The 260-nt window shown below is 73.1% G+C and carries 1 protein-coding gene; it reads right to left on the reverse strand.

The annotated features are described in order from the left end of the window. Positions 1-260, reverse strand: a 260-nt coding sequence (locus tag SB751_RS32285; protein WP_410749295.1) for an LLM class flavin-dependent oxidoreductase, incomplete at both ends; no start/stop codon positions are given.

A 260-nucleotide genomic window follows, 5' to 3' on the forward strand; every position in this document is an offset into this window, starting at 1 on the left:
GCGGTAATCCGCGTACTTCTCGCGCGCTTCGCGTTCGGTCGCGCCCGGCACCACCGCCGCGCCGACGAACACCTTCACGTCGTCGGGACGGCGCCCCGCGCGCACGAGCTGCTCGCGCAGCGCGCGCACCGTTTCGCGACCGACCGCGCGATTGGGCGGCGAAATGAACACGCATTCCGCGTGGCGCGCGGCAAAGCGCTGGCCGCGTCCTGAACTGCCGGCCTGAAACAGCACCGGCGTGCGCTGCGGCGACGGCTCCG

This window comes from Cupriavidus sp. SIMBA_020 (assembly GCF_046535395.1).
Classification (GTDB): Bacteria; Pseudomonadota; Gammaproteobacteria; order Burkholderiales; family Burkholderiaceae; genus Cupriavidus; species Cupriavidus campinensis.